This window comes from Clostridioides sp. ZZV14-6154, assembly GCF_020657785.1.
In the GTDB taxonomy this organism is placed as follows: Bacteria; Bacillota; Clostridia; order Peptostreptococcales; family Peptostreptococcaceae; genus Clostridioides.
In genome coordinates this window covers 1-225 of sequence record NZ_JAGWCY010000110.1, presented here as the reverse complement: position 1 = coordinate 225, position 225 = coordinate 1, and the positions used below count along the sequence as shown (strand labels likewise).

Sequence of the window (225 nt, the reverse complement as noted above, 5' to 3'; positions counted from 1 at the left end):
CGGTCACTAGGTAGTATTTAGCCTTGGAGGGTGGTCCCTCCTGCTTCCCACAGGGTTTCACGTGTCCCGTGGTACTCTGGATCATATCTGAAGTTTTTTCGTTTGACATACAGGACTATTACCTTCTGTGGTGGGTCTTTCCAAACCTCTTCAATTACGATACCTCTTCGTTTAAGATATGTCCGCAACCCCAATAAAGAAAACTTTATTGGTTTGGGCTATTCC

General features: G+C 44.9%; 1 rRNA gene. It reads right to left on the bottom strand.

The features are described 5' to 3' along the window. Positions 1-225 (bottom strand): 23S ribosomal RNA (locus KGF45_RS20615); the annotation flags it as partial.